This window comes from Mesorhizobium sp. 43Arga (genome assembly GCF_053714255.1).
In genome coordinates this window covers 77,647-103,397 of the sequence record NZ_JBSKBO010000008.1, presented here as the reverse complement: position 1 = coordinate 103,397, position 25,751 = coordinate 77,647, and the positions used below count along the sequence as shown (strand labels likewise).

General features: G+C 61.5%; 32 protein-coding genes. 20 read left to right on the top strand and 12 right to left on the bottom strand.

The window, feature by feature from the left end:
- Nucleotides 1–102: 102 nt before the first annotated feature.
- On the top strand, nt 103–1,167 hold the full coding sequence (locus tag ACWGS8_RS25235) for a glycoside hydrolase family 26 protein (RefSeq protein WP_454583456.1): 1,065 nt from the start codon (nt 103–105) through the stop codon (nt 1,165–1,167).
- Between the two features lie 111 nt (nt 1,168–1,278).
- Here ACWGS8_RS25235 and ACWGS8_RS25230 read toward each other — a convergent pair whose 3' ends face one another.
- The 8 genes from ACWGS8_RS25230 to ACWGS8_RS25195 all read right to left on the bottom strand — a co-directional run bounded on the left by ACWGS8_RS25230 (nt 1,279) and on the right by ACWGS8_RS25195 (nt 8,539).
- Nucleotides 1,279–1,890, bottom strand: a complete 612-nt coding sequence (locus tag ACWGS8_RS25230; RefSeq protein WP_454583455.1) for a DUF995 domain-containing protein — start codon at nt 1,888–1,890, stop codon at nt 1,279–1,281.
- Nucleotides 1,833–2,762, bottom strand: coding sequence for a glycoside hydrolase family 26 protein (locus ACWGS8_RS25225; RefSeq protein WP_454583644.1), 930 nt, complete (start codon nt 2,760–2,762; stop codon nt 1,833–1,835). The genes ACWGS8_RS25230 and ACWGS8_RS25225 overlap by 58 nt, the downstream gene beginning before the upstream one ends.
- An 8-nt stretch (nt 2,763–2,770) precedes the next feature.
- Nucleotides 2,771–3,010 (bottom strand): hypothetical protein, encoded by a 240-nt coding sequence (locus ACWGS8_RS25220; protein ID WP_454583454.1) that lies wholly within the window; start codon nt 3,008–3,010, stop codon nt 2,771–2,773.
- On the bottom strand, nt 3,007–4,794 hold the full coding sequence (locus ACWGS8_RS25215) for a glycosyltransferase family 2 protein (protein ID WP_454583453.1): 1,788 nt from the start codon (nt 4,792–4,794) through the stop codon (nt 3,007–3,009). Before ACWGS8_RS25215 ends, ACWGS8_RS25220 begins: the two co-directional genes overlap by 4 nt.
- A 95-nt stretch (nt 4,795–4,889) precedes the next feature.
- Entirely contained in the window at nt 4,890–5,876 is a 987-nt protein-coding gene (gene galE, locus ACWGS8_RS25210) for a UDP-glucose 4-epimerase GalE (RefSeq protein WP_454583452.1), read from the bottom strand.
- Nucleotides 5,873–6,907, bottom strand: a complete 1,035-nt coding sequence (locus ACWGS8_RS25205; protein ID WP_454583451.1) for a UDP-glucuronic acid decarboxylase family protein — start codon at nt 6,905–6,907, stop codon at nt 5,873–5,875. The genes galE and ACWGS8_RS25205 overlap by 4 nt, the downstream gene beginning before the upstream one ends.
- A 560-nt stretch (nt 6,908–7,467) precedes the next feature.
- Entirely contained in the window at nt 7,468–7,764 is a 297-nt protein-coding gene (locus ACWGS8_RS25200) for a hypothetical protein (protein WP_454583450.1), read from the bottom strand.
- Nucleotides 7,765–8,068: 304 nt separating this feature from the next.
- Nucleotides 8,069–8,539 (bottom strand): carboxymuconolactone decarboxylase family protein, encoded by a 471-nt coding sequence (locus tag ACWGS8_RS25195; protein WP_454583449.1) that lies wholly within the window; start codon nt 8,537–8,539, stop codon nt 8,069–8,071.
- Nucleotides 8,540–8,651: 112 nt separating this feature from the next.
- On the opposite strand from ACWGS8_RS25195, the gene ACWGS8_RS25190 reads away from it, so the two are divergent.
- The 3 genes from ACWGS8_RS25190 (at nt 8,652) to ACWGS8_RS25180 (ending at nt 10,827) form a co-directional block, all read left to right on the top strand.
- Nucleotides 8,652–9,302, top strand: coding sequence for a TetR/AcrR family transcriptional regulator (locus tag ACWGS8_RS25190; protein ID WP_454583448.1), 651 nt, complete (start codon nt 8,652–8,654; stop codon nt 9,300–9,302).
- An 8-nt stretch (nt 9,303–9,310) separates the two neighbouring features.
- Nucleotides 9,311–9,916 carry a hypothetical protein gene (locus ACWGS8_RS25185; protein WP_454583447.1) on the top strand — a complete coding sequence of 202 codons (606 nt, stop codon included), beginning with the start codon at nt 9,311–9,313 and terminating at the stop codon, nt 9,914–9,916.
- Nucleotides 9,917–9,978: 62 nt separating this feature from the next.
- Nucleotides 9,979–10,827, top strand: a complete 849-nt coding sequence (locus tag ACWGS8_RS25180; protein ID WP_454583446.1) for a 23S rRNA (adenine(2030)-N(6))-methyltransferase RlmJ — start codon at nt 9,979–9,981, stop codon at nt 10,825–10,827.
- Between the two features lie 36 nt (nt 10,828–10,863).
- Here ACWGS8_RS25180 and ACWGS8_RS25175 read toward each other — a convergent pair whose 3' ends face one another.
- Nucleotides 10,864–11,631 (bottom strand): helix-turn-helix domain-containing protein, encoded by a 768-nt coding sequence (locus ACWGS8_RS25175; RefSeq protein ID WP_454583445.1) that lies wholly within the window; start codon nt 11,629–11,631, stop codon nt 10,864–10,866.
- A gap of 193 nt (nt 11,632–11,824) precedes the next feature.
- On the opposite strand from ACWGS8_RS25175, the gene ACWGS8_RS25170 reads away from it, so the two are divergent.
- From ACWGS8_RS25170 to ACWGS8_RS25140, 7 genes are all read left to right on the top strand, one after another.
- On the top strand, nt 11,825–12,247 hold the full coding sequence (locus ACWGS8_RS25170) for a VOC family protein (RefSeq protein WP_454583444.1): 423 nt from the start codon (nt 11,825–11,827) through the stop codon (nt 12,245–12,247).
- A gap of 30 nt (nt 12,248–12,277) precedes the next feature.
- Complete coding sequence (locus tag ACWGS8_RS25165; RefSeq protein WP_454583443.1) at nt 12,278–12,571, top strand: DoxX family membrane protein; 294 nt, start codon at nt 12,278–12,280, stop codon at nt 12,569–12,571.
- 158 nt (nt 12,572–12,729) lie between these two features.
- Nucleotides 12,730–13,182, top strand: a complete 453-nt coding sequence (locus ACWGS8_RS25160) for a hypothetical protein (RefSeq protein ID WP_454583442.1) — start codon at nt 12,730–12,732, stop codon at nt 13,180–13,182.
- Nucleotides 13,183–13,464: 282 nt separating this feature from the next.
- Nucleotides 13,465–14,046 carry a TetR/AcrR family transcriptional regulator gene (locus ACWGS8_RS25155; RefSeq protein WP_454583441.1) on the top strand — a complete coding sequence of 194 codons (582 nt, stop codon included), beginning with the start codon at nt 13,465–13,467 and terminating at the stop codon, nt 14,044–14,046.
- A complete protein-coding gene (locus ACWGS8_RS25150) occupies nt 14,043–14,879 on the top strand; it encodes an EamA family transporter (protein WP_454583440.1) in 837 nt (278 codons plus the stop codon). Before ACWGS8_RS25155 ends, ACWGS8_RS25150 begins: the two co-directional genes overlap by 4 nt.
- Nucleotides 14,876–15,226 (top strand): hypothetical protein, encoded by a 351-nt coding sequence (locus ACWGS8_RS25145; RefSeq protein ID WP_454583439.1) that lies wholly within the window; start codon nt 14,876–14,878, stop codon nt 15,224–15,226. The genes ACWGS8_RS25150 and ACWGS8_RS25145 overlap by 4 nt, the downstream gene beginning before the upstream one ends.
- A gap of 76 nt (nt 15,227–15,302) precedes the next feature.
- On the top strand, nt 15,303–15,917 hold the full coding sequence (locus ACWGS8_RS25140) for a LysE family translocator (protein WP_454583438.1): 615 nt from the start codon (nt 15,303–15,305) through the stop codon (nt 15,915–15,917).
- Nucleotides 15,918–15,939: 22 nt separating this feature from the next.
- Here ACWGS8_RS25140 and ACWGS8_RS25135 read toward each other — a convergent pair whose 3' ends face one another.
- Nucleotides 15,940–16,251 carry a transcriptional regulator gene (locus ACWGS8_RS25135; RefSeq protein ID WP_454583437.1) on the bottom strand — a complete coding sequence of 104 codons (312 nt, stop codon included), beginning with the start codon at nt 16,249–16,251 and terminating at the stop codon, nt 15,940–15,942.
- Nucleotides 16,252–16,802: 551 nt separating this feature from the next.
- On the opposite strand from ACWGS8_RS25135, the gene ACWGS8_RS25130 reads away from it, so the two are divergent.
- From ACWGS8_RS25130 to ACWGS8_RS25120, 3 genes are all read left to right on the top strand, one after another.
- On the top strand, nt 16,803–17,276 hold the full coding sequence (locus ACWGS8_RS25130; protein WP_454583436.1) for a hypothetical protein: 474 nt from the start codon (nt 16,803–16,805) through the stop codon (nt 17,274–17,276).
- A 419-nt stretch (nt 17,277–17,695) separates the two neighbouring features.
- Entirely contained in the window at nt 17,696–18,292 is a 597-nt protein-coding gene (locus tag ACWGS8_RS25125) for a glutathione S-transferase (protein WP_454583435.1), read from the top strand.
- A gap of 130 nt (nt 18,293–18,422) precedes the next feature.
- On the top strand, nt 18,423–18,806 hold the full coding sequence (locus ACWGS8_RS25120) for a TfoX/Sxy family protein (protein WP_454583434.1): 384 nt from the start codon (nt 18,423–18,425) through the stop codon (nt 18,804–18,806).
- A 213-nt stretch (nt 18,807–19,019) separates the two neighbouring features.
- Here the strand turns inward: ACWGS8_RS25120 and ACWGS8_RS25115 are convergent, their stop codons facing one another.
- Nucleotides 19,020–19,676 (bottom strand): outer membrane protein, encoded by a 657-nt coding sequence (locus ACWGS8_RS25115; RefSeq protein WP_454583433.1) that lies wholly within the window; start codon nt 19,674–19,676, stop codon nt 19,020–19,022.
- 413 nt (nt 19,677–20,089) lie between these two features.
- On the opposite strand from ACWGS8_RS25115, the gene ACWGS8_RS25110 reads away from it, so the two are divergent.
- From ACWGS8_RS25110 to ACWGS8_RS25085, 6 genes are all read left to right on the top strand, one after another.
- A complete protein-coding gene (locus tag ACWGS8_RS25110; protein ID WP_454583432.1) occupies nt 20,090–20,854 on the top strand; it encodes an SDR family oxidoreductase in 765 nt (254 codons plus the stop codon).
- Nucleotides 20,851–22,917, top strand: coding sequence for an excinuclease ABC subunit UvrC (uvrC, locus tag ACWGS8_RS25105; protein ID WP_454583431.1), 2,067 nt, complete (start codon nt 20,851–20,853; stop codon nt 22,915–22,917). Before ACWGS8_RS25110 ends, uvrC begins: the two co-directional genes overlap by 4 nt.
- 96 nt (nt 22,918–23,013) lie before the next feature.
- The gene (pgsA, locus tag ACWGS8_RS25100) at nt 23,014–23,610 is read left to right on the top strand and encodes a CDP-diacylglycerol--glycerol-3-phosphate 3-phosphatidyltransferase (protein WP_454583430.1); all 597 of its coding nucleotides are present in this window, start codon (nt 23,014–23,016) and stop codon (nt 23,608–23,610) included.
- A 1-nt stretch (nt 23,611) separates the two neighbouring features.
- Nucleotides 23,612–23,869, top strand: coding sequence for a molybdopterin converting factor subunit 1 (gene moaD, locus ACWGS8_RS25095; RefSeq protein ID WP_454583429.1), 258 nt, complete (start codon nt 23,612–23,614; stop codon nt 23,867–23,869).
- A gap of 4 nt (nt 23,870–23,873) precedes the next feature.
- Nucleotides 23,874–24,353, top strand: coding sequence for a molybdenum cofactor biosynthesis protein MoaE (locus ACWGS8_RS25090; protein WP_454583428.1), 480 nt, complete (start codon nt 23,874–23,876; stop codon nt 24,351–24,353).
- Nucleotides 24,354–24,464: 111 nt separating this feature from the next.
- Entirely contained in the window at nt 24,465–25,229 is a 765-nt protein-coding gene (locus ACWGS8_RS25085; RefSeq protein WP_454583427.1) for a YbaY family lipoprotein, read from the top strand.
- Between the two features lie 60 nt (nt 25,230–25,289).
- Here ACWGS8_RS25085 and ndk read toward each other — a convergent pair whose 3' ends face one another.
- On the bottom strand, nt 25,290–25,712 hold the full coding sequence (gene ndk / locus ACWGS8_RS25080) for a nucleoside-diphosphate kinase (RefSeq protein ID WP_008875017.1): 423 nt from the start codon (nt 25,710–25,712) through the stop codon (nt 25,290–25,292).
- Between the last annotated feature and the right edge of the window lie 39 nt (nt 25,713–25,751).

Sequence of the window (25,751 nt, the reverse complement as noted above, 5' to 3'; positions counted from 1 at the left end):
AACCGCCGAAGATGGCCTCGCGCATGCATCCGGACATTGGCTGAATGTCCAGGAACCGCATAAAATTTTAGCATTCCAAAAAACCATTCGTTCAGTAAGTAATTGAAATGGTTGTATTATTTATCTCCAATCAAGAAGCGCGGCGCAGTATTCCCGGCGAATGGGGATACATCGATGCTATTGGGCCACGTTATAGTCCAGATTTGTACGGCGTTCGGAATGATGCTTTCGGGAAACGCCTCGCTCGCTCCGCTGGCTTTCACAGCGAGCGTCGACCATGCCAATATCGATCGTATGGAAACCACGGCCCTGCCGCCGCGCCAAGACCCTGTCTTTCCGCTACCCGCGCCAATCGAATTCGGCGTCTACGATCCCGCCGATGCCTTTAAGTCGGCCACCGATTTCCGCATCGAGCATGTTTTCGTCGCTTGGGAGCCGTTCGATGCCGGCAAGCTGCGGCAGAAGGCGAACGAAGCGGCCGAACGCGGGCGTGATCTTATGGTCACCGTGGAACCATGGCCCAAGGCATCGAGGATGCGCCGTGGGGGCGACGCGATGCTGCGTGAGATCGCGCAGTCCAAATACGATAGCCAGATCGACCATGTCTGCTCCGAACTGGCCAGGTCATCTGGCCGCACCTTGCTGCGTTGGGGGCACGAGATGGATGCGGCATCGGACCGCTATCCCTGGGCTCACAAGGATCCCGGCAATTTTGTTGCCGCCTTCCGCCACGTGGTCCAACGCTGCCGCGCTCTGTCTCCCAGCACCCTAATCGTATGGTCGCCGCGGGGTGATGGAGACCTGAGAAAGTATTATCCTGGCCCCGACTATGTCGACTATGTCGGCGTGTCATTGTGGGGGCTGCAGAAATGGGATCGCAAGCATGGCGGGCGCGATCGCGCCTTTCGTGAAGTTTTCTGGGAAACCTATCGAAACGTGGTCGCCTACGCCAAGCCAGTGATCATTTCTGAACTCGGCATTTCGGGCGACGAGGGCTATGTCGATCGCTGGCTGGCCGAAATCATGGACCGCGAAACCAATGGCGCGAAATTTCCGTTGTTGAGGACCATCGTCTATTTCAACGACAAGGAGCCTCATTATTGGCCCAAAGGGTTCGGTTCACCGGATTGGCGGGTCGATCCGACCAAACTCGCGGCGCTGCCGTGAGGTTGCACCGGACATTCGGGGCATCGGCCCGGAAGCGAATATCCGCCTCCGGGCAATCCAATACTGCCAAAGAAGAGTCGCGGACCGAGAGCCGATTGGACAGCTGTCCGCTTAGCCCGCGGTTGCTGGCCGGTTGAACGAATCCTTGATCTCCTGGACCTGCTTGCTGACACGGTTGCCGGGCTTCAGCATCTTGATTTCCTGATAGCCCTTCGTGTCGCCCGTCAGCACATACCAGTCGCCCTTGGCCGTATTCTTTGCATAGATCGTGTCGCCAACCCTTCGGTGGGCAAAGCATGAATAGTCGGTGCTGGATTTCTTGGCGCTGGTCCATTTGGCGCGGAAGCAGAAGGTCCCGTCATCCTTGAGGAACCAGACACCTTCTCCATAGGCGGCTGCCTTGCCCGTACCGCTCCATCCAGTGAACTGTCGTTTTTCTCGCTGGAAGTAGCCGGCGCCATCCTTCCACATCCAGGTCATGTTGTTGTAGATCAACAGCACATCACCTGCCGTTAGCGGTTTGCCCTGTTCAGCCCGCTCGGCGATCGAACTTACCGTCTGCGCCGACGCCGCTCCTGCCAAGAGGCAGGCGATCCCGGCCGCGCCCACAACCAGTTTAAATGCACGCATAGCCAACTTCCTTTCTGTTCTTGCCTTCTCGCCGATCAGTTGATGATGTTCTGCCGTATCCGCCAGTCGGGCAGGCCGTAGTTCTCCGGCCAAGGATAGACTTCCTTGTCGTTGAAATAGACGACCGCCGCAAGTTTGGGGAAAGCGGGCAAAGGTTGACGGACCTCCGCATCCCATGCTGCGACATAGTCCCTGCTGCCGGAATAGCCGAGTTCCGCGACGACGATCGGCTTGTTGAACTGGACAACTCGGTCGTAGCCTGGCTTCAACAGCTCGGAAAAGGTCCGGTCGCGGCCGTACTTGTCTCTGTCGAATTTCTGCAGGCCGAAGACCGACAGGCCGATCACATCGACATAGTTGTCACCTGGGTAGTAGGCCGCCAGGCCGTCATCGCCCTTTGGCGACCACATGAACGCCGCATGTGGAGCCAGTGTCCTGCACCGGTCAACGACATGCTTGTAGGCACTGATATAATCCGCCGGATTCCAGTTCGCCCAGGAGAACCGGCCCTTCTTGTCTTCCATCTCGTGCGCAAAACGTATGGTGACGGCGGTCTTCATTTCGCCGGCGATCTTGCAAATGGCATCGAGATTCGGATCGTATTTGCCTGAAAGGATGCCGTCCCTGAGTTCGGTCGGCGTGACACGCCATTGCTGCGACCAGGTCCAGGGCTCTATCGTGATCAGGATGGTCCTTGCTCTTGCAGCCGCATAGGTATCAGCGGCAGGCAAGCTTGCAAGATCGACATCTTCCCACGGCAGGAACAGATGCTCGATCTTAACCGTCTTGTCGTTGCTGAATGCGCCATACGGGTCGTACGCGCCAAAGTCGGGGGCCGAGCCTTGTGGCGTCGCCGTTTGCAATAGATCGGTCGACGCGCCAAGCGACGGGTTTGCCGACATGGTCAGACCGGCGGCCAATCCCATTGCGACAAGAAGCGCGAAGCTCCTTGGGTAAGATTTCATCGTCCGTTTCATGACAATACTCCGTGTCTGTATTGGACATCATCGGTTTTTCCGTAGATCAGCCCGATGTCGGCGCCTTCCTCCTGAATTCGATCTGCATCCCATCTGTGCGGCGCAGCCGCCTGACGGCCAATCGAGGTCACCGAGGGTCCAGGCGCGCCGGCGGCGTGGACGCACACGACCTGATGACCCCAGCCGGCAGGACAGGCGCCGCCGGTATGGCCTGATCCGACGATGGTTATCTTCATGGCTGGCTTCCCTTTCTCCCGGCGGTCGCGGCCTGGCTGTCCCACCAGATTTCGAAACGCAACCTCCCGGCCTTCACCGCCGTCAGGCCGGCTCCAGACGGGCCGAAGGTGAGGCGTGTCAGTTTGAGAGGCTCGGCACCTGCCGCCATCATGTCCAAGCCGTCGAGGCCGTGGGTCGACAGGGAAATCGCCGAGATCATCGAGACCGCGGCCGCGAAGGCGCTTTGCCTGAGGAGACCGGTATTCGGCTTGATCGCGTTTTCGTAGGCGTGCCGGAAGATGATGACGACCAGGATCAGCGCGTACACAATCGCATTGACTATGGCGAAGAAGTAGAAGCCGCGCCCGGCCGTGGCGTCCTCGACAAAGATCGCCGGCAACGCGGAGGCGATCGACAGAACCGCATATGGCGCGATGACCCGGAAGGGCAGGACATCCGCCGGGCCGCCACCTTTCGGTGTCACGCGAAAATCGACGAATGTTCCGGTCGCCCAATCGCGAAACGCCGCCAGTATGCCAGCCAGCGCCCATGGCCACCTGGCGAACGGAAACAGAACACCCTCCCAGCTGAAGACCTTGGCGTAGGTTGGCCGCCACCAGCCATTGGCGCGAAACAAGGTGTTTATCGATATCAGAATGATCGTCGATGGCAGGAGATGCTTGAAGAATTGTGGAAAATTCGTTCCGACAAAGTTGATGTCGAACAAGAGGGCGACAATAGGTATCGAAAATGAGAGAACCATCGTCGAACAGAACAGACCGTACCAGAGCTGACAGAAAAGGAATTGAAACCGCAGCCTCAGAGGCAATTTCCCGATATAGTCACGGGTATATTTGATAAGAAGCGTCATGATGCTTCGCGACCACTGGAACTCCTGCGTTGCGAGGTCGGCGAACGTCTGCGGCCCGTCGCCGTTGGCAATCGCGTCGATGGCGTGGGCTCCCCGCCAGCCCTTTGCATTCATCATCAGGGTCGTGGAATGGTCTTCGGCAAGTTCGGGACCCAGGCCGCCAATGTCCCTCAGCGCTGCTGTCCGAACGGCATAATGGGATCCGAAGCAGATCGGTGCCCAGCCGCCATTGTAGCCGGCCTGCAGCGCGCCGTGCAGTATGCCTTCCGCATAGAGCCTGCTTCTGGCCGACCAACTGTTTACGGCGTTCCTGTCACAGATGCTTGGCGCCGAGACATAACCCACTCGTGGATCGCAGAAGGGCGCCAGCATGTGCCTGAGATAGGAGGGCGAGGGAACGTGATCGGCATCCAGCTGGGCAACAAAATCGTACCGGTCGTAGCCGTAATTATCATAGAAGAAGGCTAGATTTCCCTCCTTGCATCGGGTTCTGCGCGGCCATTGCGGCCTGTGATAGTCGTCACGTCCTTTTCGCGTCGACACAAAAACCGAATGCTCCCTGCACCAGGCCAGCGTTTCTTCTGATGGGTCCTCGTCCGCCAGCCACGTATCGTGTCGCAGATCCTGGTGGAGCATCGCCGTAAGCGTTTCGGCAAGGATGGAAAATGGCTCCGACGGTGCCTTGGTGACGACCATGGCCACGCGCGAGGCATGGGGCAGGCTTATCTCGGGCGCCGGAACCCGCGACCGCAGAAATATCGTCAGCGTGTAAAGCGGCATCACCATTGTCAGCGCCACCAGCACCGACACCGCCACGAAACGCCCGGTGCCGACATTGTGGGTCGGATCAAGCCACCACGACCAGAAGTAGCACAGTGAGGCAAGCCAGAGCAGGTAGGCCGATACGTACGCGGCCCTCTGCGGCCTGGTCATCAAGGATACCAGAAACGAATTGCGCGCATCGGAATGATGCGAAACGGCCTCGACAGCGCTGCCGGATGCCCAAAGCGATGGCGCGAGACCGCATCTCATGGCGTCGCCTCGAGGCCAAAGAACGGAGCCGCCGTCCTGACGATGGTGTCGATGTCGGAAAGCTCTGGCACGAAGCCTAAATGCTCGCGCGCGCTGACGGGATCAGCATAGAGCGCGGCCGGGTCTCCGGGGCGCCGGGTTCTGTAGACGGCCGGGACAGATCGCGAGGTCATCCGGCTGACGGCCTGCAGGATCTCCTTGATCGACACACCTCGCCCGGTGCCAAGATTGACCGACAGGCTTTCGCCGCCGGCCTCAAGGTACAAGAGCGCCTTCAGGTGCGCGCGGGCGAGGTCGCTGACATGGATATAGTCACGCACGCACGTGCCGTCCGATGTGTCGTAGTCGGTGCCGAAAACCTCGATCTCGTCGATCAATCCGGAGGCGGCCATCAGCACCCTGGGAACCAGGTGCGTTTCCGGCGAATGCCACTCCCCGAGCTCGCCGTCGGGATCGGCGCCGCAAGCGTTGAAATAACGCAGGACGGCGTATTTCATCCCGTAGGCGGCCGCATAGTCGCCGATGATCTGCTCGCCCATCAGCTTGCTGCGTCCATAAGGGCTGATCGGATTCTGCGACGAGCTCTCTCGCACCGGCAGCACCTCGGGCACGCCGTAGGTCGCGCAACTGCTGGAGAAGATGATGTTTCTGATCGCCGTGGCGCGAGCCGCGTCGAGCACCCCGATGGTGCCGGCCACATTGGTCGAGTAATACTCGGCCGGCTGGTTAACGGACTCGCCAACATAGGCCAGCGCCGCGAAATGGATAATCGCCCTCGGCTGATATCGACCGATCGTGTGCTCCAGCGCGCACTTGTCACGGATGTCGCCGACGACGAGTGGACCCCAGGCAACGGATTTCTCGTTGCCACGGCTCAGATTGTCATAGACCACCGGCAGGAACCCGGCCGCTGACAAAAGCTTGCAGGTGTGGCTGCCGATGAAGCCGGCGCCGCCTGTCACGAGTATGGCGGGCCGTGTCATGACACGGCAGCTTCTCTGAGGCGCCGGGTGCCATAGAGCAGGGCATCGAAATACCCCACGGTGCGGGCAAGCCCCTGGCTAAGGTTGATCGTCGGCTCCCAGCCCAGATTTTGCTTGGCGAAGGAGATATCGGGCCTGCGCTGCCTGGGGTCGTCGACGGGCAGCGGCCGGTGCACGATCCGCGACCGGGAGTTCGTGTAATCGACGACCAGCCTGGCCAGATCCATCACGGTGAACTCAGCGGGATTGCCGAGATTGACCGGATGCGGCGGAGCCGTCGGAGCCCTCATCAGTTTGATAAAGCCCTCGATCAGGTCGTCCACGTAGCAGAACGACCGAGTCTGCATGCCACTGCCATAGACGGTCAGGTCTTCGCCGCGTAGCGCCTGGACGATGAAGTTCGACACCACGCGACCGTCGTCGGGCTGCATGCGGCAGCCATAAGTGTTGAAGATCCGCGCGACGCGAATATCAATGCCGAACGTCCGCGAATAGTCGAAAAACAGGGTCTCGGCCGATCGTTTGCCCTCGTCGTAGCAGGACCGTGGACCGTGCGTATTGACGTTGCCGAAATAGCTTTCCGGCTGGGGATGCACCAGCGGATCGCCGTAGATCTCCGAGGTGGAGGCCTGGAAGATCTTGGCGTTGTGGCGCCGCGCGAGTTCCAGCAGGTTCAGCGAGCCGTGTACGCTGGTCTTGAATGTGTGGATCGGATCGGCCTGATAGTGCGGCGGCGAGGCGGGGCAGGCGAGGTTGTAAATTTCGTCGACGGAGATGTCCCCGGGCAGCGCGTCGACGATGTCATGCTCGATGTATCTGAATGCCGGATCGCTCAGCATGGCGTTGAGATTGTATTTCTTGCCGGTATGGAAATTGTCGAGCGCGACGACCTCATATCCATCGGCCAACAGCCGTTCGCACAGATGCGAGCCTAGAAATCCTGCTCCTCCGGCGACCAGGGCGCGACGTCGGCGCGTACCCTTGCGGTTGATCCCATCCTGGAGCTTCAGAACCTTGATAACCTTATTCATGGTCTTCCCCTTACGCACTGTGCACGCCATGGATCGGGCAGGGCAAAGCGTTGCCCGGCCACGCCGTTGCGGACGTGACAAACCTTCCGCTCGCGCGGATTCGCCATCTCTGATGTGCGCTAATTGCTCTTTGAGCTCGCAGGATCGATGCGGCGCGGCTTATTGCTGCCGCTCAGCACTTCAGATGCCCCGAAATTCGTGACTATACGTTGATGCCACCATCGCCCATTGCTCGCGCAAATTGCACACCCCAACGAGCCGAAAATATACCTGTGGGTATCGCAGTCAACCAAATTAGCATTTCCTTAACTACAATCATTTGGGAGTGGTTAATCAGGATGCTGGAAGCGTGATCCCGCGCATCAAATCATCGGGTCCGCGATCCGATGCCACACAGAAATACAATTTGAGAACCATGGGTCGCAAAAAAAGAATAAAAAAAGCAAAAAAATTGGGCAAGAATATCTGAGAAGAAATTCTAAGCAAGTTTCAGCGGCATATAAATATATTTGAAAAATAAGAATCGATGTTGCGTGATTGCGCAAGCAGGAAATCCATGGTCACGTTCGCAGGAAGCAGCGAGACTGCCGGCCAAAGCCGCTTGGGCTGCAAATATGTGCGGAGGTTCCGATATGAGGATTCCAGCTCGCCGTTGTTTGCGGGTCGTAGACGACTTTCGTCTCGGCATTCAGGTCAGAATTTCGTGCTGAAATATCATAGTTGGCAATATTAGACGACTGGCAGCCACTTATTGTGATAGCTGCCCCAAAAATTAAAAGATTGTATTTGAATGTCCACTTCAATTTGGGTTTTGAGATTTCAAAATGGATGCCTGCACTGCGATGATATCTGCGCATCAATTCCCTCCAATACCAAAATTCTTCCCAAAATCCGAATCGCCGGCAAGGCGCCAATTGGCCCTCTATTATGTTGCCAATGGTTAATTTAGCCATATCTACTGATCGCGTAGGTGGAGTGGCTCGTTGACCGATGATGATGCGTTAATGGGGGCTTGCCTTGCTTGGGCTACGCCAGATCGCCTCGGAATCGAGCGCCGGTTGCATGGGCTGTTTATGAAGAGGCCCGCCAAATGGCGGGCCTCTTTTGGCCTCGATAACCGTCATCGGCGGTTTGCTACTCGTCTATCGCTTTCTGCTGGGACTACTGCCCGCCCATCTCCTTCTTGAATGTGTCGAAATCGACCTGCATGCCGTTGAAGATGGTGCTCCAATGGCGGGTCAGCGCAGCTATCGCCACGGCTTCCTGGATCTCCTCGTCGGTGGCGCCGGCGCGCTTGGCGTCCTGCGTATCGGACCAGATGCAATAGTTGCACGGAATCTGCGCGGCCACTGCAAGCGAGATCAGCGACTTGACCTTTGGCGGCAGCGCCGTCTTGTCGCTGAGTTCGATGGCCTTGACCTCGGCCCAGGCGCCGGGCAGACCGGCCTTGGGAAATTGCTTCACAAAGCTCGGTACGCCGCCCATGGTCGACTGGATATCCTTAAGCGTTGCATCATAGTCGTCGGCATAGGCAGGTGCCGCGGCCAGGGCCAGCGCACAACCGGTGGCGGCGAGCAGGCAGCCGTGATGTATCGATGAAAGCACGGATGAAAGAATGCGATAATTAGACATGACATTCTCCTCTGGTCTTTGTTAGCCTTACGATGTAAGGTGATGCGGAAAATGAGCCTTACAGTGTAAGTTGTCAAGCGGCACCATGGACTCAGAGATCAAAAAAAAGAGAGTGCGCGGGCGCCTGTCGCGCGAAATGATCGAAGACGCGGCCTTCGAGGTGATCGAGCGGGAGGGGTTTGCCGGCTTCTCGGCGCGTAAGCTGGCAGTGGCGCTCGGCTGCGAGGCGATGAGCATCTACCACCACTTTCCGTCCATGGCGCATCTGTTTGAGGCGATGGTCGACAGGCTGGTCGGCCCGCTAGAGATGCCAGATTCCGGCTTGCCATGGCGTCAACGCATGCGCATGGCCATATTGGATTATCGCCGGATCGGTCGCGAGCATCCGGCCTTCGCGACGTATTTCCTGACCTACCGGATGAATTCGCCCACTTGCCTTGCCTATCTCGACGGTATCATCGGACTGTTCAACGACGGCGGCTTCGACCAGGAGGTGGCCGCAAGGCTGTTCCGCGCGGTCGGCTATTATTTGACCGGCGCGGTGCTCGACGAAACCGCCGGGTACGCCAAGGGCCCATCGGCGGTCACCCCAGTCAGCAACGAAGAGCTTGGGCGCAATTTTCCCAATGTCGCCGCCGCCGGCCGTTACTTTGGCAAGGCGGAATTCGACAAGACCTTCGAGCTTGGCCTCGACATGCTGTTGGACGAGATGGAACGGCTGCGCAACGCTGCCAACGCGGGCAAGTCGAGTGATACAAGGTGAGTGTCTGAATGCGCTTTCTGTTTGTGCTGATCCTGCTGGCCGGCACCGGCATCGGCCTGATGTATCCCTGGGCGATGACCAATTTTTCCGGCCGCGAGATCGGCACCTGGCGGGTCTATGAGCAAGGCCGCTTCAGGCCGTTGACCGTGTCGCTCTCGGGCCGCGACGCGCCGGTGCGGGTCCTTGTCGATCTCACTGCGCGGGCCGAACGCATCGTTTCGCAGCAGCGCACCGTGCTGACGCTGACCGCCGCCCGCAATGGCCGCACGGTGCTTGCCTCGACGCTGCAGTTCAACCATGTCGACAACCCGCGCCAAGTCAGCCCGCAGCTGCCGGACAAGATCTTTCGCGACGAGGCCGGCGTCGTCGCGACCGTCAATTCCGGTCCCTACGTCTTCACCGTCGGCCCGGGCGATGCCGAGGACATTCCGATGCGGGCGGTCGATCTTGTCCTGCGCTCCAGTGTCGGCGAAACCGACTGGCGTGCGCGGCCGGTCGGCTTCTCGCTGATGGCGATCGGTTTGATCGGCTTCCTGCTGTCCCTGCGGTCCGGCGACGTCCGGCCAGACAGTCCGAACTCGCAACCACCGCCGCCGCGTTGGGGCAGGGGTTGACGCATGTCGCCAAAAAGTGTGCAGCGGATTTGGGGCAACGACATGCGTAACGGCAACGGATCATGAACTACCGCCACGCCTACCACGCCGGAAATTTTGCCGATGTCGTCAAGCATGTCGTGCTGACGCGTCTGCTCGACTATCTCAAGCAGAAGGACAAGGCGTTTCGCGTCGTCGACACCCATGCCGGCATTGGCCGCTACGACCTGTCGTCGCTCGAGGCACAGAAGACCGGGGAGTGGCAGGGCGGCATCGGCCGGCTGATCGATGCTGCGTTCGACGCCAGGGCGAGCTCGCTGCTGGCGCCCTATCTGGAGGTGGTGCGGTCGCTCAATCCCGGGGACGGCGTGCAGAAATATCCGGGCTCGCCGCTGCTCGCGCGCCATCTCCTGCGCAAGCAGGACCGGTTGTCGGCGATCGAACTGCACCCGAAAGACGCCGCTAGGCTGAAGGCGGAATTCGCCGGCGACTTCCAGGTGCGGGTGATGGAACTCGATGGCTGGCTGGCTCTCGGCGCGCATCTGCCGCCGAAGGAGAAGCGCGGCGTGGTGCTCATCGATCCGCCCTTCGAGGAGGAGGGCGAGTTCGGCCGCCTCGTCGAAGGGCTCATAAGGGCGCACAGGCGCTGGCCCGGCGGCATCTATGCGCTGTGGTATCCGATCAAGGACCGCAAGGCGGTGATCGCCTTCAGGAAGGCGCTGAAGCAATCCGGCATCCCGAAAATCCTCGACATAGAATTCGAGATCAGGCCGGCCTCTTCGGAGCCCAGCCTCGATGGCAGCGGCATGGTCGTGGTCAACCCGCCCTTCACGCTGGAAGGCGAATTGCAAACCGTGCTGCCGGCCCTGCACAAATTGCTTGCTGTGGAAAAGCCGGCGCACTGGTCGCTGGAATGGCTGGCGGGCGAGTAGGCGGGCACGGCTTCGGCTGGGTTGGCCGGGGCGCCGCTATACTCCGACAGCAACCAGCGCCGCCGGCGTGATGCCGGATAGCCGCCTGCTTTCGCGTATCAGATGGGCCTGGTCCGCATAGCCTGCCTCGATCGCCAATATTGCGGCCGAGGCATCCCTGGATGTCTGCCGCAGGCGCCTGAAGCGATGAAAGCGCAGGATGCGGTCGAGCGTCTTTGGACCATAGCCGAAACTTTCCTCGAAACGGCGACGCAGCGTCCTCTCGCTCATATGCAAGGTGCGCAGCAGGAACGGCACCAGCGGCTTGTTGGCTGGCAGACCCCGGTCGATGACGTCAAAGGCAAAGCCCATGACCGCATCGGGCGCATGGCGGTCTTGCGTGTATGCGCCGATTGCCTTCTCCAATTGTCCCACCATCCCTGCGAGATCGGGTGTGGCGCGGACACTGCCTGCCAGATGGCGCGCCCGCACACCCCAGAGGTCACCGAGGTCAAGGCGCTCTCCCACCATCCGGTTGGCCGGCACGCCCAGCCAGCCGGCGGCCGCCCCTGGCCGGAATCTCAATCCCACAATCGTCGCTCCTGACGGCAGTGTCTCGATCTGCGGCTCCCGGTCCGGTCCCGCGATCCGGAACCGGCCGTCGATCCACTGCAAGTCGATCGTCGCATCCGGCGTTATCACGACGGGCGGAGCGTCCCGATCCCGCATGCGGTGGATCCAGACGGTCGTGAAAGCGGCGGCCAGCCGCCCGTCTGCGGGGCGTTCCTGGAAAAAGCCGGTGGTCTGCGCCAGTACAGCTTCCATCCCTTCAGCCTTCGTCAGTCTGCTCGGCCCTTGGTCTTCTGGCCGGCTCGCCTTCGGGTCCCGGCCTCAGCCACTTTGGCCGAAATCTTCAATGCGTGCCGCTCCCGCCATGGCAAACCACACCAAGCCTTTTCGGTGCCATTCGAGGTCACCGATAACTTGCAAGTCCAGAATATAGAAAGGAGAAACCAAAATGAAAGCTCGCATCAGTGTCATCACGCTTGGTGTCGATAGTCTGGAAGCGTCGCTCGAATTCTACCGAAACGGACTGGGATTTCCGACCGAAGGCATCATCGGCAAGGAGTTCGAGCACGGCGCCGTCGCCTTCTTCGATCTGCGGAACGGCTTGAAGTTCGCGATCTTCGAGCGCCCCAACATCGCACGTGACGCCGGCATCGCCCAAACCGGCCGCAGCCCGACCGAATTCACCATCGGTCACAATGTCACGAGCGAGGCCGAAGTCGATGCCGTGATGACGCAGGCCATCGGCGCCGGCGCGCGCCCCGTCAAGCCCGCCCAGAAGACGTTCTGGGGCGGCTATGCCGGCTATTTCCAGGATCCGGATGACCACCTCTGGGAAGTCGTCTTCAACCCTGCCTTTCTTCCCGAGGACTGAACCCTGGCAGGCATCTGGTGGGAGGTTGGCATGCTCGCTCAAACGGTTCAGGCGCTGGGCGCGCTTCTGATCGGCGGCGTGTTTGTCTGGGCCGGCGTCGAACATTTCGTGAAGTTCAAGGCAATGACCCAGTATCTGACCGCCCGGCAATTTCCGGCCCCGGCCTTGCTGCTCGCCGCGGGCTCGGCATTGGAGATCGTTGCCGGGTTCCTGCTCGCCATGGGCATTGCGGTGCCTTTCGCTGCCGGCGCGCTGGTCGTGTTTACGCTGGCAGTGAACATGCTCCTGCTGCGGTTCTGGGCCTGTGAGGGCCTGGAGCGGTAGACGTCGCGATCCGCCTTTCTGGTCAACTTCGCCGTTATTGGCGGATTGCTGCTTGCGGCAACCGTCTAGTCTTGTTCTGGAAACCATTGTTTCGGCAACCGCTTGACCGCCGCCAAGCGAATCCGCACAGTGCGCGCAATCGACCTTGAGAGGCTGCCATGACTCGCTTCACCAAATCCGCACTTGCCGCCCTGATTTCGCTCTGCACCCCGCTTGCCGCGCCTCTCGGTATCACCCATGCGGCGCAGGCGGCCGACCTTGCCGTCTATTCCGATGAAGATGGCGGCGTCTGCGGCCAGCCTTGGGTGCTGAGCAAGATCACCAGCCGCTTCTCCCATCAGGTGCATCACGTGCCGCATCTGCCTGACGTGCAGATCACCGATTTCCGGCGCATCCACCAGCATCGCTATCTGCCAGCCAACGACACTTGGCCGATCGGCCGCCGCTATTGCGGCGCCACCGTCAGTCTCTCCGACGGACGCGACCGGGCCATCTGGTACCTGATCGAGGAAGGCCAGGGCTTTGCCTCGATCGGCGACAATGTCGAATTCTGTGTGTCGGGCTTCGACCGCTGGATGGTCTATAACGGCCGCTGCCGCGTCCTGCGCTAGGGTATATCGATCTTCAGGTGAGGCCGGCCTGCAAACGCCAGCTTCCTGCACTTCCGGTGCTCACGTGCTTTAAGTACGCTCCGCTCCGGTTCTCGGTAGCTACCGTTTTCGACTCGGCCTGACCTGAATCTCGACACACCCTAAGCATCGTCTTCCAAAATTCTCGATTTGCCTAGCGCCTGCGGCTCGATCGGCCGCAAGCGTTTTTTGTGCCGTGTTGACAGAAAGTGAGATTCGTCGCATGAATATGAGACAGACCTGTCTCATCACATGGTGCGCATCATGACACCGTCACCTGTCTCCGACAAACGCCAGCATGTCGTTGAAACCGCCTATACGCTGTTCAAGCGCGCCGGCTTCCATGCCACCGGCATCGACCGAATCATCGACGAGGCCGACGTGGCCAAGATGACGATGTACCGGCATTTCCCCAGCAAGGACGAGCTGATCGTCGCGGTGCTCGACTATCGCGCCAGGCGTTTTGACGATCAGCTCGACAAGCTTGCCCAAAAGAGCCTCACGCCGGAGCAGAAGATCGCAGAGATTTTCGACTGGCATCGCCGCTGGTTCCGCAGCCCGGATTTTCACGGCTGTCTGTTCGCGCATGCGCTGGCCGAGTTCGGCGATCCCCGGCATCCGGTGTTCGAGGCTGTCGCCAGGCAGAAGAATGGCTTGAGGCAGCGCATGCGATCGATCCTTTCGGAGGTGATGCCGCGTGGGCGGGCCGAGAACGTGGCGGCGACGCTGCTGATGCTGATCGAAGGCGCCACCCTGATGGCGCAGATGGGGCAGGCGGATACCGCATTGCGTGAAGCCCGTAAGGCGGCTCTGGACATCATCGCCGCGTCGCGCAGGCCGCAATGAGCCCGCTGGTCATCGGGCTCGCGCTCTTCGCGGCGATACTGCACGCAAGCTGGAACGCTTTCCTGCGAACCGGCGCCGACAGGTTGTGGACCGTCACCGTCATGAGCTTCTCCGGCACGGCGCTGGCCATTCCTCTCGCCATCTTCAACGGTTTTCCAGCCACGTCGGCCTGGCCCTATGTCGGGCTCTCGGCCTGCCTGCAGGTCGGCTACAGCGTGTTTCTGGTGGCCGCCTACAGATATGGCGAATTGGGACAGGTCTATCCGATTGTTCGCGGCAGCGTGCCTCTGCTCGTCACCCTTGGCGGCTTCCTGCTCGCCGGCCAGCAACTCACGGTTCTGGAGGCCGTCGGCGTTGCCCTGGTCGGTGGCGGCATCATGGGTCTTTCGCTTGGACGCGGAAGAGCCGCCACGACATCGATCCTTTACGCGCTGGCAACAGGAGCAATCATCGCCGCCTATGCGACGGTTGATGCGATCGGCGTCCGTACTGCGGGCAATGTCGGCGGCTACACGGCCTGGGTGCTGCTGGCCTATGGCGCCCTGCTGCCGGCGACCTTCGTCACTTGCCGCGGCCGGCTGACTGTCGACCCGCGGGCGCCGGAAACCTGGAAAGCACTGGGCGGCGGCCTGTTCGCGCTTCTCGCCTATGGCGTCGTGGTGGCGGCCTTCGCGCTCGGGCCTGCCGGTCCGATCACTGCGATCCGCGAGACCAGCGTCGTCTTCGCGGCCTTCATCGGCCGGTTGTTTCTTGGCGAGACACTGACGCCCCGCCGCGTCGGCGCCTGCGCCGTCGTCGCGCTCGGCGCCATCTGCCTGGGTTATCAATCGTGACGACAATGCATGCGCCTGCCGGTACCCGCGGTACCGCCGGCCTGGTGGTTGCCGCCTTCGCCATCCTTGGCTTGTTCCAGGGATCGCTGGCGGCGATGATCGTCGCAGTGCTGATCCTCGATCTCGGCGTGCAGTCGTCGCAGGTCGCCAACCGGGCGCGCATCCATGCCCTCGATCCGACCGCCCGCAGCCGCCTGAACGCCATCTTCATGGCGACGATGATTCTCGGCTGCGGCTGCGGCTCCGGTCTCGCGGGACTTGCCTATTCGGCGTGGGGCTGGAGCGGCACCTGCCTGTTCGGCGCGGCATCCGCCGCGGCCGCGCTGCTGGTGTCACGGAAGTCCTGAACTTTCGGGCTGTCGCCGGCAGGCAAATCGGCTAACCTGAACACCCGAGAGCAACACATCACTTTCGGGAACCTTCATGGACTTTGCCACCATCCTTGCCTTTGCGGCCGCCTTCTTCGTGTTCGCCGCCAGCCCTGGCCCGGACAACATGACCATCGTCGCCCGCACGATCTCCAGCGGCGCCGCGTCGGGCATCGCCTACGGCGCCGGCACCGTGGTCGGCATCCTCATCTTCTTGATGCTCGCAGCCTTCGGCCTGTCGATCATCGCCGCCAAGATGGCAATCGTCATGACGGTGCTTCGATACGGCGGAGCGGCCTATCTGATCTGGATGGGCATCAGGCTTTGGACGGCCGTGCCCGTCGTGCCGGAGCTGCAGCCCGTCTCCGGGCGGCGCGGGCTGCTGACGATCTTCGCCACCGGTGTCGCGCTCAATCTCGGCAATCCGAAAATGCCGCTGTTCTACGTGGCGCTGCTGCCCAATGTCGTCGGAGCCTCGCTCACATCAGCGCATCTCGGCATCCTCATCGCGGTGATCCTGGCTGTCGAGATCGTGGTGATCGGCGGGCATGTCCTCCTTGCCGGCCGCGCCCGCAGCCTGTTGCGCACGCCCAGGATCGTGCGCCGGGTCAACCGCGCGGCGGGCGGCGTCATGATTGGCGCCGGCGTTGCCGTCGTCGCCACGCGCTGAAGGAAACCGCCCAATCGCAGCGCTATTTCCTGCGTCGCGCCGCTTCGGCCTGATCGATGATCCTGCGAAGAAAAGCGATGTGGCCGCGAAAGGCCCGCCGCCCAATCGTCGTTGCCTTGACCCGGGTCTGCGGCCGTCGCCCGACGAAAAGCTTTTCAACATCGACATAGCCCGCTCTGGCCAGCGTATCGATGTGCGCTCCGAGATTTCCATCGGTCGTTTCAATCATGGCCTTCAACTGGGTGAACTCCAGCGCCTCACGCCTTTCCAACGTGTTCAGGATGGCCATGATCCTGAGCCGTGTGCTCTGATGGATGATGTCGTCGGCGCTCACCGATAGGCTCCACTGCGGCCAAGCCCTGGGCGGTCGCCACCTGGCTCGGCGATTGCGGACAGCGGTCCCGTCGGTTGCCTCCGTGCGATCGAAATCAAATCGTCAGCTCCAGTCTGATGCAGAATACTCTGCCTTGCAGAGCTATCTGTCAATCAGCGGGGGCGAGGGAAGTGCGCTTGACAAGGTGATCTTCAGATTGGTCGTCGCGTCGCGCTCGTGATCCGCATGGATCGTTTGCTTACAGAAGATGATCGCTTCGATGAGGTGGCAGGTCCTGATATTCGCGGACGAAGATCATGCGTGAAGCTGCTCGCTAATCTTCCCTGCTTCATGGCGGGTTCTCATTGAGAATGCCGGTGTTAAATTTCTGGCGGTATCAGAAGATCAGCAGCGGATTTTTGCGATGATGAGTGCGATCGTGTGCCGATCTCAACCAAAATTTAAGCTGAGAAAATCATACCATTGCTTCGCTGGCTAGCGAGCCGCGAGTCAGATATGCATTGCGCGCCGGGGTCATTCACGGCCAACGGCATAACGTGAAGGGGCATGACATGGCTAAGCAGTCATCTAAAGCGCCGGCATCCAAGGCACCGGCAAAGAAAGCACCCGCAAAAGCAGTCGCGGCGAAGGCCGCAACGGCAGTGAAGAAAGCAGCGCCTGCGAAGGCGGCGGCAAAACCCGCGGCGAAGGCAGCACCGGCCAAGAAGCCGGCGGCCAAGGCTGCGGCAAAGCCGGCAGTGAAGAAGGCCGCGCCCGCCAAGGCAGCGGCAAAGCCCGCGGCGAAGACAGCACCGGCGAAGAAGCCGGCGGCCAAGGCGGCGGCGAAACCCGCGGCCAAGAAAGCAGCGCCCGCCAAGGCAGCGGCAAAGCCCGCCGCCAAGGCAGCGGCAAAGCCGGCAGCGAAAGCAGCGGCAAAGCCAGTCGCGAAAGCAGCAGCGGCCGCGACAAAGCCCGCGGTGAAGAAAGCCGCCGCGCCGAAGGCCAAGGCAGCGCCTGCGAAGGCGAAGGCTCCGGCCAAGAAATAGACCGGTCGTTGGGGCGTCGCGTATCCCTTTGGGGTTCGCAAGGACGCTCTGACGCTCTGGATAGAAGCTGTCCGGCAGCGGGTTCAGCCCCAAAGGGCTGAACATCGGGATGGGACCTAGGGGCATGCAAAGCGAGGCGCCGGTTGGCTGCCTCGCTCGCTCCTTGGATTGTCTCCTTGCCGGTTGGCGAAGGCCCGGGTGCGATGCCTGGGTTCGTGAGATGCGGAAGCAGGTTTTGAATCCCGTCAACCTGCCGTCGTCGTTTGTTTGTGTTTCCGGCGTACCAGCCTGTAAGCCTGTCCGTGATGTCTGGAGCGGAACCCGCAAGCGGTTTCTGGCTGCTGTTTTTTCGCGCCCTGGCGGTTGATCGCAAGCGCCTGTCCAGTCAACACTGGGCGGCTGCAAACAGGAAACCGATCATGCCGAAGCTGCTCTACGCATCCACCTCTCCTTACAGCTCCAAGGTAAGGATGGCCGCGGCCTATGCCGGGATCGCGATCGATTTGGTGCCGGTCAAGACCGAGGACAAGCCGGCCGAACTGATCGGTGCCAATCCGCTCGGCAAGATCCCGGTGCTGGTGCTCGACGATGGCCGTTCTGTTCACGACAGCCGCGCCATCACCCAGCACCTCAACCGGATTTCGAAGAACGCGTTGTTCCCGCGCAATCCCGATAAGCGGCTGGAGGCGGAAGTGCTGGAAGCGCTGGCCGACGGTATCTGCGATTGCGCGCTGTCGATGGTCTATGAGCGCCGCACGCGGCCCGACGAGATGGTCTATCAGCCCTGGCTCGACCGGCAGTGGGCGAAGATCACCGCCGCGCTCGACCTGCTCAATGCCAACCCGCCGAAACTGCCGAAGAAGATCACGGCCGGTCAGATGGCGCTGCGTGCCTGCCTCGGCTATCTCTCGCTGCGTTTCGCCGGCAAATGGGAAAAGGGCCGTGGCCGGCTGACCCGCTGGGCGGCGCGTTTCGACGAAAAATTCCCGGAGCTGAAGCCGGCGGTGCCGGCGTAAACGTAACGCGTTAGTCTTCAACGTTGGCGATTGGCGAAGGCCGGCGTGACAGCGCGCACCTAGCTCTCCACCTTGAACCGCTGCCTGCTTCCGTGCTTGCCTGTAACCACGCAATTGCGGAGTGTCGAGCATGGCGAAGTCCGTCACCAAAACCAGCGTGGCCTCCGATCCCATGGTCGAGCGCCTGCGCGCCGCCCTCGGTCAGCGCGCCTTCACTGAACAGAAGATGTTCGGCGGCACCTGCTTCATGCTCAACGGCAACATGCTGATCGGAACCTCGAAGCGCGGGCTGTTGGTCCGCGTCGGCAAGGCCGCGCACGCAGAGGCGGCCTTGCGTCCCCATGCGCGACCGATGGAGATGGGCGGACGTTCGATGGTGGGCTACGTCCATGTCGCGCAGGAGGGCACGGTGACTGAAACCGATCTCGCAGGTTGGCTCGATCGCGCGCTGACCTTCGTCGAGACGCTGCCGCCGAAATCGAAGCCAGCCAAGGTCGCAAAGCAGCGTGCGTAAGCCTGTCGCCCAGCCGATTCTGCGTCGGTGGGTGTCGGCTCCGAGACGGCAGCGAAGCTTGCAGGCTCGCCATGCGGTTTTCAAGCCTAGAAGCGCACAACGGCTATTTTGCGGGCTTCTCCTGCCCAACAACGCGAGAAGGGTCGGGTGGAGCACAGGCAATAAAAAAGCCGGGCGCGAGGCCCGGCTTTTTCGTGTCGTGGCTTGAACGACTTAGAACTTCATACCGACGCCGAAGGTGACGCGGTTGTCGGTGGCCTTGACCTTGCCGATACCGTCGAAGCTCTTCGAGCCGAAGTCCGTGTAGCGGTACTCGACACGGCCGAAGACGTTGTCGGTCAGCTTGATGTCGGTGCCGACGCCGGCGGTCCAGCCGAGCATCGTGGCGCGGTCGCTGACGCCGAGGACGGTGTCTTCCACCTTCAGGCTTCTGCCGGCGAGACCGCCGGTGCCATAGAGCAGGATTTCCGGGGTCACAGCGTAGCCGAGACGGGCACGCAGCGAGCCTTCGAAGCCGGCCTTGGAATTGATGCCGTTGTCGTCGCCCTTGACGCCGTTGTAGCCGAGTTCGGCTTCACCGCCGTACACGAAGTTCTCCTGCTGCCACTGATAGCCGCCGAAGACGCTGCCGACGAAACCCTTGGTGCTGGTCGAAACGTCGAAGTCCTTCTCCTTGGTACGGCCGCTGAAGCCGTAGCCAACGTTAAGACCAGCGTAAGGGCCGGCCCACGATGCGACAGGCAGTTCGGCAACCGGAGCGGGCGCCGGCGGCTCTTCCTGGACGACGTCCGCCGCATAGGCGGTACCACCGAGGGCGAAGAGCCCGAACGCGACAGCCAGCGGCCGTGCGAATTTGAGATTGGCTTGCATTGTTCTTTACTCCTTAAGCCACAGGACACAGGCTTGTTTCTCACGATCGCCATCAACCCGTCCGGGGGGTGAAACGGATCTGGCGTTCGTCGGTTCCAAATGTCGTGTCGAAATGCGGCTGAAGCGAACCTGAACTTGGGTCATTCCCCGGCGTGAATGAGGCGGAACCTTGACGTTGCATCTTCGCAACAGCGAAATGTCAGCAGTCCGGCCATGCTGCGCTGCACACCGCTTGGTGCATGGACTCCAGCACTCTATATTGCCCTCGGGCGCTTCCGAGTCCAAGACGAGTCGGCACGCCGAGCCGGGCGTTTCGCCACAATGCTGCCCCAAGTGCGAATGCCGTTTAACGCATGCCAGGCCATATTTCGTCGGCATCGTGTTTTCGAGCCGAAATTGAGGATTGACAGCAGATGAGCAAAGCCACTGCCGCGGCCCTGGTGACGGGCGGGGCGAAACGGATCGGCAAGGCAATTGTCGAAGACCTCGCCGGCCATGGTTTTGCCGTGGCCATCCACGCCAATCGCTCGCACGACGCGGCGGATGCCCTGGCCGCGGGGATCAATCAGTCTGGCGGCCGCGCCACCGTTGTTGGGGCGGACCTGACCGACATGAACGCCGTCAGCGGCCTCGTCGGCCAGGCGGAGGCCGCGCTGGGTCCGATCTCGCTGCTGGTCAACAATGCATCGCTTTTCGTTGACGATTCCATCGAGGATTTCGACTGGCAGGCCTGGGATCGCCACTTTGCCATCCACGTGAAAACGCCGGCGCTGTTGGCGCAGAATTTCACCCGCGCCTTGCCTGAGGGGCGCGAGGGGCTGATCGTCAACATCATCGATCAGCGCGTCTGGCGGCCGACGCCGCGCTACTTCTCCTATGCATTGTCGAAGTCGGCTTTGTGGACCCAGACGCAGATGCTGGCGCAGGCGCTCGGCCCGCGCATTCGTGTCAACGCGATAGGTCCTGGCCCGACACTGAAGAATGTGCGCCAGGATGATTCGGATTTCGATGCGCAGGTCGCTGGCCTGATCCTGAAGCGTGGCCCGGAATTGCCGGAATTCGGCGCCACCATCCGCTATCTCTGGGATGCGCGCTCGGTCACCGGTCAGATGATCGCGCTCGATGGCGGCCAGCATCTTGCATGGCAGACGCCCGATGTGACAGGCATGACGGAATGAGTCCTTTAGATCAAAAGAACAAGCCGCGTGGCGGCGCCGATGACCTGCCTCCCGAAATCGACCTCGAGGATGAGGCGCTGGAGGAGATCGTCGAACCGACAGGTCCGGATGTCGCCTTCACGGCCATCGACTGGACGCCGCATGCCGGCGATGCCGAGGGCATGGTCGGCGCCGAGGTGATCCAGACCTTGGTCAAGCGGCTGCCCAACGCGCCCGGTGTCTACCGCATGATGAACGCCGCCGGCGACGTGCTCTATGTCGGCAAGGCGCGCAGCCTGAAGAAGCGTGTCACCAACTACGCGCAAGGCCGGTTCCACACCAACCGCATCGGCCGCATGGTGCGCGAGACGTCGACGATGGAATTCGTCGTCACCCGCACCGAGATCGAGGCGCTGCTGCTCGAAGCCAATCTTATCAAGCGCTTGCGGCCGCGATTCAATGTGCTGATGCGCGACGATAAGTCGTTCCCCTATATCCTTTTGACTGGCGACCATGTCTCGCCCGGCATTTATAAGCATCGCGGCGCGCGGTCGCGCAAAGGCGACTATTTCGGCCCCTTCGCTTCGGCCGGCGCCGTTGGCCGCACCATCAATTCGCTGCAGCGCGCCTTCCTGCTGCGCAGCTGCACCAACTCGTTCTACGAGAACCGCACCCGGCCGTGCCTGCTCTATCAGATCAAGCGTTGCGCCGGCCCCTGCACCGGCGAAATCTCGCATGAGGGCTATGCCGAGCTGGTCGCCGAGGCGAAGGATTTTTTGTCCGGCCGCAGCCAGAAGGTGAAGACCGAAATTTCGGCCGCCATGCAGCAGGCCTCTGAAGACCTCGATTTCGAACGTGCCGCCATCTATCGCGACCGGCTGGCCGCCCTGTCGCATGTGCAGAGCCATCAGGGCATCAACCCCGCGACCGTCGACGAGGCCGATGTCTTCGCGATCCATCAGGAGGGCGGACAGGTCTGCATCCAGGTGTTCTTCTTCCGGACGGGCCAGAACTGGGGCAACCGCGCCTATTTCCCGAAAGCCGATCCTGCCCTGGAAGCGGCCGAGGTCTTGGGCTCGTTCCTAGCGCAGTTCTACGACGACAAACCGACGCCCCGGAACATTCTGCTGTCGCACGGCGTCGAGGACCAGGACTTGCTGGCCGAGGCGCTCTCCACCCGCGCCGGCCGCAAGGTGGCGATCTCTGTGCCGCAGCGCGGCGAGAAGAAGGACCTGACTGACAATGCCTTGCAAAACGCCCGCGAGGCGTTGGGCCGCAGGCTGGCCGAAACCTCGACGCAAGGGCGACTGCTGGCCGGTTTTGCCGAGACCTTCGGCCTGGCCAAGCCGCCGGTGCGCATCGAGGTCTACGACAACTCACACATCATGGGCACCAATGCCGTCGGCGCCATGGTTGTCGCCGGGCCGGAAGGGTTTGTGAAAAACCAGTACCGGAAATTCAACATCCGCTCGACCGAGATTACGCCGGGCGACGATTTCGGCATGATGCGCGAGGTGATGGAGCGGCGCTTTTCGCGACTGCTCAAGGAACACGGCGATATCGCCCCCGACGAGGCTGCATCGGCGGAAGCAGGCGATGATATCGAAGACGACATCTCCGGCAGCTTCCCGGCCTGGCCCGACGTCATCCTGATCGATGGCGGCCAGGGCCAGATGACGGCGGTGCGCAAGATTCTCGCCGATCTCGGCATCGAGGACCGCGTCGTGGCGATCGGCATCGCCAAGGGCCAGGACCGCGATGCCGGCCGCGAGCGCTTTTTCGTCAAGGGCAGGGATTCTTTTTCACTGCCGGTGCGCGACCCCGTGCTCTATTTCGTCCAGCGGCTGCGCGACGAGGTCCATCGCTTCGCCATCGGCTCGCACCGAGCGCGGCGCAAGAAGGAGATGGTCAAGAGCCCGCTCGACGAGATCGCCGGCATCGGCCCCGGCCGCAAGCGGGCGCTGCTGCTGGCATTCGGCACCGCCAAGGCCGTCAGCCGTGCCGCGATCGAGGATTTGAGGAAAGTCGACGGTATTTCCGAACAGGTCGCCAAACTGGTCTACAATCATTTTCACGAAAGTTGAAAATTCGGCACTTTCAGCTGGCCAGTCGAATCTGGCCTGTTGACCCCCTACATTGGCTTCTGATTTGAGTACGCAGGCAGAAAGAGTCCACCGGATATGGCCCAGCGCGCGTTCAACCTGCCCAACATGCTGACCTACGCCCGCATCATCGCGGTGCCGCTGGTGGTGCTGTGCTTTTTTCTCGAAGGCCATCTGAAATCGAGCGACTTCGCCCGCTGGTCGGCGCTGATCATTTTCCTGCTGGCGTCCGTCACCGACTATTTCGACGGCTATTTTGCGCGCGCCTGGCAGCAGACCTCCAACATCGGCAAGATGCTCGACCCAATCGCCGACAAGCTGCTGGTCGCGACCTGCCTTTTGCTGCTGGCGGCCGACACCGATCGCCATGCCGGCATTGCCGGCTGGTCGCTGTGGGCGGCCATCATCATCCTGTGCCGCGAAATCCTGGTTTCTGGCCTGCGCGAATATCTGGCGGCGCTCAAGGTCTCGGTGCCGGTGACGCAGCTTGCCAAGTGGAAGACCACCATCCAGATGGTCGCCATCGCCTTCCTGCTGGCGGGACCGGCCGGCGACAAGATCTTCCCGCTGACGACGCAGACCGGCCTTGTGCTGCTGTGGATCGCCGCACTCGTCACGCTCTACACCGGCTACGACTATTTCCGCGCCGGCCTCAAGCACATCATGGACGAGTGAGATGACGACCCGCCTCATCTATTTTGCCTGGGTGCGCGAACGGATCGGCATGCCTGAAGAGGACGTCGAATTGCCAGCCGGCCTCGAGACCGTCGCCGATCTCTTGCGCTGGCTGCAATCGCGCGGCGAGGGCTACGAGCACGCGCTGCAATATCCCGACGTGATCCGCGTTGCCATCAACCAGGAACATGTCGACCACCGCGAAAAGATAGCGGGCGCGCGCGAGATCGCGCTGTTCCCGCCGATGACCGGAGGCTGACACTATGTCGGCCGTCCTTGTGCCGACCGTGCGCATCCAGCGCGAAGATTTCGACGTCGCCGCCGAGATCGCCAGGCTGACGCAAGGCCGCGCCGACATTGGCGCGGTGGTTTCTTTCTCCGGCCTGTGCCGCGATGAGCAGGGCGCGCTCTCGGCGCTGGAGCTCGAACATTATCCCGGCATGGCGGAGGCGGAGATCGGCCGTATCGCCGCCGAGGCGGTTGGGCGCTGGCCGCTGCAGGGCCTCACCGTCATCCATCGCCATGGCAAGATACGCCCGGGCGAGAACGTCGTGCTGGTGGTGGCCGCCTCGGCCCATCGCCAGGCCGCGTTCGAGGCGGCGAACTTTCTCATGGACTACCTCAAATCGCGCGCGCCCTTCTGGAAGAAGGAGCATCGCACCGATGGTTCCGAAGGTGGCTGGGTCGAGGCCAAGGAAACCGACGCCCAGGCGGCAAAGCGCTGGAAGTCATCGTCCGAATAATCCCGTCGCAGCCATGTATTGACCGCAATCCTTTGGCCAATTGAGCGCATCTGGTCAGCCCAGGACATTGGCAGCCCGGGGTATTGGCAACCATGGGCAAGGGAGGTGGTCATGCTGGACAGGCTCACGGAGTTCTTCGTCTTCGGTTTCGTGCCCCTGGTCATCGGCATCCTGGCAGTGCCGGAACTCTCCGTGGCCGCTGAAAAGGCGGTGAGGGGCGAGGTGATCTATCGCGAGCGCATCGCCCTGCCGCCCAGCGCCGTGCTTTCGGTCCAGCTTGCGGATGTTTCACTAGCCGATGCACCGGCCAAGATCATCGGCGAGCAGACGGTCAAGCCGGCCGGCCAGGTGCCGATCAGCTTCGAGATCAAATTCGATCCGTCGGTGATCCGGCCGCAGATGACCTATGCACTGCAGGCGCGGATCACCGTCGACGGCAAGTTGATGTTCATTTCCGATGTGCGCCATCAGCTCGACCCGCTGACCGACGCGCCGCAGACCATCATGCTGAAGATGGTGACGCCAGGCACCGAGCCGACGGCTTCCGTCTTTGGCCAGCTCTGGGTGGTCGACTATGTCGATGGCCTCGGCGCCATCACCGCACCGCAGGCGACGTTCAGGGTCAGCGAGGCCGGGAAGGCCGGCGGCAGCGGCCCCTGCAACACCTATTTCGCCACCGCGAAAGTCGATGGCCAGGCGATTGCGATCAGCGACATCGGCTCGACCTACAAGGCCTGCGCGCCGGAGGTGATGGCCGAGGAAAAGGCCTTGTTCGATGCCTTGGCCAAGGCGGCGTCCTACACGGTCGATGCCGGCAAGCTCACCATATCAGACAAGAACGGCCGTGAAATCCTGCGCTTCAGCGCCGCGAGCTGATCGCCAAATGAAAAGGCCGGCGAAGCGCCGGCCTTTTGCATGAGATTTGGCAGTATCGGCTCAGCCGACGATCTCGGTGTCCGAGAACCAGTACTTGATCTCCTGCGCGGCGGTTTCCGGCGCGTCGGAGCCGTGCACCGAATTCTCGCCGATCGACAGCGCGTGCACCTTGCGGATGGTGCCTTCGGCGGCGTTGGCCGGGTTGGTGGCGCCCATCACTTCGCGATTCTTGGCAATGGCGTTCTCGCCTTCCAGCACCTGGACGATCGTCGGAGCCGACGACATGAACTCGACCAGCTCGCCGAAGAAGGGACGGTCCTTGTGGACGGCGTAGAAACCTTCCGCCTCGCGGCGGCTCATCCAGACGCGGCGCGAAGCGATGACGCGCAGGCCGGCGTCTTCCAGCATCTTGGTGATGGCGCCAGTGAGGTTACGCCGGGTCGCGTCCGGCTTGATCATGGAAAAGGTGCGTTCGAGCGCCATTGGTCGTCCTTGTCTGAGAATGGAATTGAGAGTGGCGGG

Excerpts from the sequence above, each read along its gene's own strand:
- ACWGS8_RS25085 (WP_454583427.1), top strand. The coding sequence starts at position 24,465 with ATGCTGGACAGGCTCACGGAGTTCTTCGTCTTCGGTTTCGTGCCCCTG.
- ACWGS8_RS25225 (WP_454583644.1), bottom strand. The coding sequence starts at position 2,762 with ATGAAATCTTACCCAAGGAGCTTCGCGCTTCTTGTCGCAATGGGATTG.
- pgsA (WP_454583430.1), top strand. The coding sequence starts at position 23,014 with ATGGCCCAGCGCGCGTTCAACCTGCCCAACATGCTGACCTACGCCCGC.
- ACWGS8_RS25165 (WP_454583443.1), top strand. The coding sequence starts at position 12,278 with ATGCTCGCTCAAACGGTTCAGGCGCTGGGCGCGCTTCTGATCGGCGGC.
- ACWGS8_RS25220 (WP_454583454.1), bottom strand. The coding sequence starts at position 3,010 with ATGAAGATAACCATCGTCGGATCAGGCCATACCGGCGGCGCCTGTCCT.
- moaD (WP_454583429.1), top strand. The coding sequence starts at position 23,612 with ATGACGACCCGCCTCATCTATTTTGCCTGGGTGCGCGAACGGATCGGC.
- ACWGS8_RS25125 (WP_454583435.1), top strand. The coding sequence starts at position 17,696 with ATGCCGAAGCTGCTCTACGCATCCACCTCTCCTTACAGCTCCAAGGTA.
- ndk (WP_008875017.1), bottom strand. The coding sequence starts at position 25,712 with ATGGCGCTCGAACGCACCTTTTCCATGATCAAGCCGGACGCGACCCGG.
- ACWGS8_RS25090 (WP_454583428.1), top strand. The coding sequence starts at position 23,874 with ATGTCGGCCGTCCTTGTGCCGACCGTGCGCATCCAGCGCGAAGATTTC.
- ACWGS8_RS25140 (WP_454583438.1), top strand. The coding sequence starts at position 15,303 with ATGGACTTTGCCACCATCCTTGCCTTTGCGGCCGCCTTCTTCGTGTTC.
- ACWGS8_RS25160 (WP_454583442.1), top strand. The coding sequence starts at position 12,730 with ATGACTCGCTTCACCAAATCCGCACTTGCCGCCCTGATTTCGCTCTGC.
- ACWGS8_RS25180 (WP_454583446.1), top strand. The coding sequence starts at position 9,979 with ATGAACTACCGCCACGCCTACCACGCCGGAAATTTTGCCGATGTCGTC.
- ACWGS8_RS25215 (WP_454583453.1), bottom strand. The coding sequence starts at position 4,794 with ATGACCAGGCCGCAGAGGGCCGCGTACGTATCGGCCTACCTGCTCTGG.
- ACWGS8_RS25155 (WP_454583441.1), top strand. The coding sequence starts at position 13,465 with ATGACACCGTCACCTGTCTCCGACAAACGCCAGCATGTCGTTGAAACC.
- ACWGS8_RS25110 (WP_454583432.1), top strand. The coding sequence starts at position 20,090 with ATGAGCAAAGCCACTGCCGCGGCCCTGGTGACGGGCGGGGCGAAACGG.
- ACWGS8_RS25175 (WP_454583445.1), bottom strand. The coding sequence starts at position 11,631 with ATGGAAGCTGTACTGGCGCAGACCACCGGCTTTTTCCAGGAACGCCCC.
- ACWGS8_RS25200 (WP_454583450.1), bottom strand. The coding sequence starts at position 7,764 with ATGCGCAGATATCATCGCAGTGCAGGCATCCATTTTGAAATCTCAAAA.
- uvrC (WP_454583431.1), top strand. The coding sequence starts at position 20,851 with ATGAGTCCTTTAGATCAAAAGAACAAGCCGCGTGGCGGCGCCGATGAC.
- ACWGS8_RS25130 (WP_454583436.1), top strand. The coding sequence starts at position 16,803 with ATGGCTAAGCAGTCATCTAAAGCGCCGGCATCCAAGGCACCGGCAAAG.
- ACWGS8_RS25195 (WP_454583449.1), bottom strand. The coding sequence starts at position 8,539 with ATGTCTAATTATCGCATTCTTTCATCCGTGCTTTCATCGATACATCAC.
- ACWGS8_RS25150 (WP_454583440.1), top strand. The coding sequence starts at position 14,043 with ATGAGCCCGCTGGTCATCGGGCTCGCGCTCTTCGCGGCGATACTGCAC.
- ACWGS8_RS25205 (WP_454583451.1), bottom strand. The coding sequence starts at position 6,907 with ATGAATAAGGTTATCAAGGTTCTGAAGCTCCAGGATGGGATCAACCGC.
- ACWGS8_RS25120 (WP_454583434.1), top strand. The coding sequence starts at position 18,423 with ATGGCGAAGTCCGTCACCAAAACCAGCGTGGCCTCCGATCCCATGGTC.
- ACWGS8_RS25170 (WP_454583444.1), top strand. The coding sequence starts at position 11,825 with ATGAAAGCTCGCATCAGTGTCATCACGCTTGGTGTCGATAGTCTGGAA.
- galE (WP_454583452.1), bottom strand. The coding sequence starts at position 5,876 with ATGACACGGCCCGCCATACTCGTGACAGGCGGCGCCGGCTTCATCGGC.
- ACWGS8_RS25115 (WP_454583433.1), bottom strand. The coding sequence starts at position 19,676 with ATGCAAGCCAATCTCAAATTCGCACGGCCGCTGGCTGTCGCGTTCGGG.
- ACWGS8_RS25185 (WP_454583447.1), top strand. The coding sequence starts at position 9,311 with ATGCGCTTTCTGTTTGTGCTGATCCTGCTGGCCGGCACCGGCATCGGC.